This window comes from Allochromatium palmeri (assembly GCF_009720725.1).
In the GTDB taxonomy this organism is placed as follows: Bacteria; Pseudomonadota; Gammaproteobacteria; order Chromatiales; family Chromatiaceae; genus Thermochromatium; species Thermochromatium palmeri.
Genome location: NZ_WNKT01000083.1, coordinates 1 through 5983, shown reverse-complemented (window position 1 = coordinate 5983; position 5983 = coordinate 1). Strand labels below are relative to the sequence as shown.

The 5983-nt window shown below is 64.7% G+C and carries 1 protein-coding gene; it reads right to left on the bottom strand.

Going from position 1 to position 5983, the window contains the following annotated elements; translation table 11 throughout:
• Positions 1-5983, bottom strand: a 5983-nt coding sequence (locus GJ668_RS19110) for an isopeptide-forming domain-containing fimbrial protein (protein WP_155451691.1), incomplete at both ends; no start/stop codon positions are given.

Genomic DNA, 5983 nt, shown 5'->3' with positions numbered 1-5983 from the left:
TGCCGACATTCGGACCACTCGGGTTGGTCAGGGTCAGGGTGTAGCGCAGGGTGCCGCCGCTGGCGAGCAGCGTATTGACGTCGGCCTGTTTGGTGAGCTGGAGCGCCGGCTCGCTGACCGTGGCGGTGTGCGTCACGGGGCTGAGCGTGCTCAAGCGACCGGCGGTGTCGCGGTAGCTCAGGCCGGCGCTGTTGTTCAGGACCGTGCCGGCCTGATTGGCGCCGACGTTGTCGACCTGCGCTTGCACGTCCAGGATGTAGTGTTCGCTGGTCGCTGGATTGCTATCGGAGTTGATGACGGTGCCCAGGAAGACGCTGAGCACCGGCCCCTGTTCGTCGGTCGCGGGGGTGATGGCGACCTCGCTGGCGTCGCTCAGGTCGGTGAAGGTACCGCTGGGGGTCGTGTTGATATCGCCCGGATTGCGCGAGGCGCTCAGGCCGGTGTTGAACACCCGTTGCAGACGGGCGCTGTTCGCGACATAGCGCAGACCCGTCGGCAGGCTGTCGGTGAGCGTGACCTCCCCGGTGGTGCCGGCCGGTACGGCGAACTGAAGCTGATAGGTGAGGATTTCGCCGATCTGCACGGCGGCGCTGGCATCGCCGTCCTGCGAGGTGGTGATCAGGGTCTTGCTCAGGGCTGATGGAGCCACCGTGCCGATCGGAGTCAGCGTGGGGTTGAGTTCATCGTCGGGATGGCCGTTGTCGTCGGAGAGGACGCCGTCGGTGTCGCCGCGGCGGGTGACCTTCGCCTGGTTGCTGGCGATCTGTCCGGCGGTGTCGGCGTTGACCGTCATCTTGAAGCTGACGGTGGCGATCTGGCCTGGATTGAGAGTGCCCAGATTGACCGCGATCGGATCCTGGGTTTCGACCACGCCCAGGCTGGTGATCAGGCTGTCGGCGACAGTGGTGAGCTGACTTGGCAGCGGCGTGTCGGTCAGGCGCACGTCGGTGGCCGCCTGGGCGCCGGTGTTGGTGACGGTGAGGGTGTATTGCAGGGTGTCGCCCGGATCGACCTGACCGAGGGTGCCGCCATCGACGACCAGCGACCAGCGTTTTTGCAGGTCGAGCGCCGGTGCGGCGCTGCCGGTGCCGATGGCGGTGATGGTAGTCGGCTGAGCGCCGTCGCTGGGGTCACCGTTGCTGTCGGTGGGGACGTCGCCAAGTCCAGTGGCCGTCGCGGTGCCTTGGTTGTTGAAGGTCTGGCTGTCGCCGGTCACGGACGTGATGGTGACATCGAAGGACAGGGTGTGACTGGCGCCGGGGGCCAGATCGGCGAGGCCCGTCCAGCTGACGGTTTGGTCATCGACGGTGACGCTGCCGCTGCTGGCGTCGCTGGTCCCCGTATAGCGCAAGCCGGTCGGGATGGTGTCGCTGAAGTCGAGGCCGGTCAGGAGACTGGCCCCGCGATTGCGCAAGACGATGGTGTAGCGCAGGGTGTCGCCGGCCGTGACGGTGTTGGAGCTGTCGGCATCGGTACGCCAGGTCACGGTCTTTTCGGCGTAGAGCGCACTGGTCAACGCCGGTTGGCCGCCGACCGGGAGGTCGGTCGGCTGGGCGCCATTGGTCGGGTTGGCGTCGCCGTCGGTGGGCGTCGGCACGGTTTGATCGGAATCGACCACGCCCTGGTTGCTGATCATGGTGCCGGCGGGGACGTCGCTGTCGAGGGCGACCCGGAAGGTGATGGTGGCCGTGGCACTCGCTTCACCGGCGGCGGCCAGTGTTCCGATCTGGAGTGTCATCACGCCCTCACTGAAACTCAGCCCGCCGCCGCTATCGGCAAGACGGCTGCCATTGAGGGTCGTGCTGTCAGCGACATAGGCCGTATTGGCCGGGATCGGGTCGGTGAAGACGACGTTGGTCGCCGCGACGCTACCGGTATTGGTCAACACCACGCGGTATTCGAGCGTCTCGCCGGCGTTGGCCGTATCGAGCGGTGCCGTATCGTCGACGAGCGTCACGTTTTTGAGTGCCGCGATGTACGTCGTCTCTGCGGGCGTGATCTGGGTCTTGTCACTGTCCTGGTAAGCGCGTTCGTCCTCGTTGGTTCCGGGGCGAGAGCTGTAGTCGAGCTGCGCGCTGTTCTCCAACGCCTGGCCGAATGTCGCGTCGCGATCGACAATGACCTCGAAGGTGATCGATGTCTGATCACTGGCAAGGGTGAGCGCGGCGATCTGGACGCTGAGCGTCTGGCCGTTCACCGTGACGGCGTGGCTAGCACTATCGGGTACATAGGTCAGGCCCGCCGGCAGTGTGTCGGTGATCACCAGATCATAAGCATCCGCACCGCTCTCGGCGGTGTGATCGATCAGGATCGTGAAGGTCGCCCGCTTGCCCGGCGGCACCTGCGCGCGACTGACGCGCTTGGTGAGCTCCAGCCGTGGCTCGACCAGGGTCAGTTCCAGAGGCTGGACGTTGTCAGCTGCGTCGTCGGCGTCATAGTCGAGTGTCTCGGTTCCTTGCGGTCCGGTGTAGCTGAGCGCAGCGTGGTTGCCGAGGACGGTATCCGCGACGTTGTTCTCGACATTCTCGACGATGACCGTGATATCGATCGTCATCACGTCGTCATCGTGCTGGCCATTGGCGGGATTGAGGACATCGCCCAGATCGAACGTCAGCGTTTGGTCGTTCTGGCTGGGATCGCCGGCGCGCTCAGTACGCATAGCGACATTACCCAGGCCGATGCTGGCACGCTCAAAGCGCACCCCCTCGGGCAGGGTGTCGGTGACGATGAGGTCTTGGATGGTCCCCTCGATGAGCTCGATCCGCAGCCGGTAGTTCACCGGCTCGCCGATGGTATAGGTCGTCTTGGTGACCACCGGGTGGAAGCGCTTGTCAAGCGCGATCGGGTTGGCGACCGTGACGATGGGCGCGACGGCGCTAGCGTTGTAATTGTCGAGATTGCCGTCGGTCTGCTCGCTACCCTCGTCCGAGCCGTCGCGCTCGTGCTCGCTCTGGCCCGATAGGCTGCTGAAGGTTGCGGTGATTCGGTTCTGGAGCGTTTGTTCTGGGATCACACTGTCGGACAGGGTTGCGCTGAAGGCCAGTGTGACGCTGGCTCCGACCGGGAGGTCGAAGGACTCGCTGTACCAGTCATCACCGTTGTTGGTCAGGCTCGGCGCATCGAGTCCGTCACTGGTGGCGGTGACACGCAAGTCATTGACCGCTTCGAGTCCGTCAGGCAGTGCGTCAGTGAGTACTACGTCGTAGGCGGTCGTGGTGCCGCTGTTGCCGACAACGACCTGGAAGTCGATCGTGTCCCCGGCGTCGAGGTTGGTCGTTGCGCTGGTGAGGGTCTTGGCGAGCGTTAAGACGGGTTCGCCGACGGTTAGGCGCTGGCTGTCGGTCAGGCGGTGCGTATCGCCACCCAGCGGATCGTCGAAGGCCAGGGTGGCGGTGTTGTTGAGTCCGTGGTTGTTTTGATTGGTGATCTGGTTGTCGACCCGCGCCTGGTACCTGAGGGTTAGGCCGGCCACGGCGTCGCTGGCGTTGGTGAGCGTGCCAAGCTCCAGCGATAGGGTTTCCAAGCCCGTTGAGGGCGTGTCGTCCCGGCGCGTGAAGTCGGTGGTCGCGCCTGTGGCACTCACATCGGAATCGAATGCCCGGTTTAGGCTGCCCGCAACATAGGTCAGTCCTGAATCGAGTTGGTCGCTGATCTGGCTGGTGGTGAGCACTCCGCCGGGTGGCAGATCGACTGAGAGCTGAAAGGTAACCGTCTCGCCGATGGCATAGCGTGTCTGGGCGTCGACGATGACCTTGGTGAAACTCACATCGCCGACGGTGACGACGGCGTCGTCCTGGATGGCGTAGTCATTGGCGTCGTTACCTGAACCGGTGCGCTCGCCCTTCAGAGTGCCGGCGTTGTCGGGTGCAGCCTCATCGGTGCCTCTGGCGCCGGGTAGACTGGTCCAGGTTGCCCGTGCCGTATTGGTGATCGCATCGACCTCAAGTCCGGCCGGGGCGGTGGCTTGGTAGACGATGGTCAGACGGGCATCGGGCGGCAGTGCCGCGACGGCGATGTCGAGCGTCGTGGCGGTGGAGTTGTTCGTGATATCCGTCTCGGTCAGGCCCCCACTCGGGGTCGTGCTGACCAGCGTCCAGCCGCTGTAGGTGTCCGGGAGCGTATCCAGCACCCGCAGGTCATAGGCCGTGGCCACGTTCCCGCCGTTGCTCGGATTGGTCAGCGTCACGGTGAAGGTCACCTCACCGCCGAACTGACCGACCCCACCGGGGGCGACGCGTTTTTCGATCTGGACCGCCGGTTCGACGACGGTCGCTGTGTACTCGACCGGTGTCAGACGACGTGGCTGGCTGAGGCCATCGAGGTAGTCCAGCGTGGCGCTGTTGGTCAGTGTATGGCCAGCCTGATTGTCGGCGATATTGGCCACGACCGCGTGGTATTCCAGGGTGTAGCGCTCGGCGTTGGCATCCGCATCGGAGTTGATGATGTCGCCAAGCGCCAGGCTCAGGGTCTGGCCGTTGAGCTCCAGGTCGCTGTCGTCTGCCAGATCGACGAAGTCGCCGCTGGCGGCGCGGTTAATGCCACCCGGATCGAGCTGGGCGTTGAGGCCGATGTCGAACGTGCGGGCCAGCCGCGCCGTGCCGGGCACATAGCTCAGCCCAGTCGGCAGGGTGTCGCTCAGGGTTGCCTGACGTAGGGTGCCAGCAGGAATGGCGACGGTGACACGGAAGGTTGCCACCTCGCCGATCATCAGGTTGGCGCCAAGGCTGTCGGACTCGGAGGTGACTAACAGGCTTTTGGTCAACCCGCCGGGCACGCCGCTGCCATTGTCGTCATCCACTGGCGTGAGTGTCGGATTCTTGCCGTCGCTGTCGGTGCCGTTGTCGTCGCTCGGCGTGTTGATACCCTCGTCAGCGGTCACTGTGGCCTGATTGGCGATCAGGGTGCCGCCTGTACCGGCATTCACCGTCACCTGGAAACCGACGGTCGCTACGGCACCGGCCTCAAGGGTGCCGAGGTTGACCTGGATCGGGTCGCCCGCACTGATCACCGCGCCCTGCGAGCTGGTGACGGAATCGGCCACGAGGCGGGTGTTGGAGGGGATGGTATCGTTCAGGCGCACATTGGTCGCTTGCGCCGAACCGGTGTTGCGCACGCTCATCCGATAGGCCAGAGCATCGCCCGGGTCAACTCGGCCGTCGCCATCGACATCGACGGCGAGGCTCCAGCGTTTCTCGACATCGAGCGCGGGCGTGCCCGTCTGGGCGTCGCTGACGGCGGTGATCGTGGTCGGCTGGCGACCGTCGCTGGGGTCGCCGTTGCTGTCGGAACCGACCGGATTGGTCTGATCCGAGTCAGCGATGGCCTGATTAGTGAATGTCTCGACGTCCGCTGTGCCCGTATTGTCCACGAGCGGATCGTCGATCGTGACCGCGAACGAGACGAACTCGAAGTCGCCGGCGGCCAGCTCAGGGAGCGTGATGTTCAGGCGGCGGTCATCGATAATTACCGTACCGCTCTGGATCTGGGCACTGCCGACGACATAGGTCAAGCCGCTCGGGAGGCTGTCGGTCACGCTGACAGTCGTCAATGCCTCATCCCCTCGGTTACTCAGCACCAGGGTGTAAGTCAGGGTGTCGCCAGGCGTCACTGCGCCGTCAGGCTCGGAGTCCTGTGACCAGGTGACGACCTTCTCGACATAGAGCGCATCGTCGAGTGACGGGGCGCCACCGACCGGGATGGTCGTAGGCTGGTCACCGTTGGCCTCATTGTCGTCAGCATCCGTCGGCTCGGGCACGGTTTGATCGGAATCGACCACGCCCTGGTTGCTGATCACGGTGCCGGCGGGGACGTCGCTGTTGAGGGCGACACGGAAGGTGATGGTGGCCGTGGCACTCGCTTCACCGGCGGCGGCCAGTGTTCCGATCTGGAGTGTCATCACGCCCTCGCTGAAACTCAGCCCGCCGCCGCTATCGGCAAGACGGCTGCCATTGAGGGTCGTGCTGTCAGCGACATAGGCCGTATT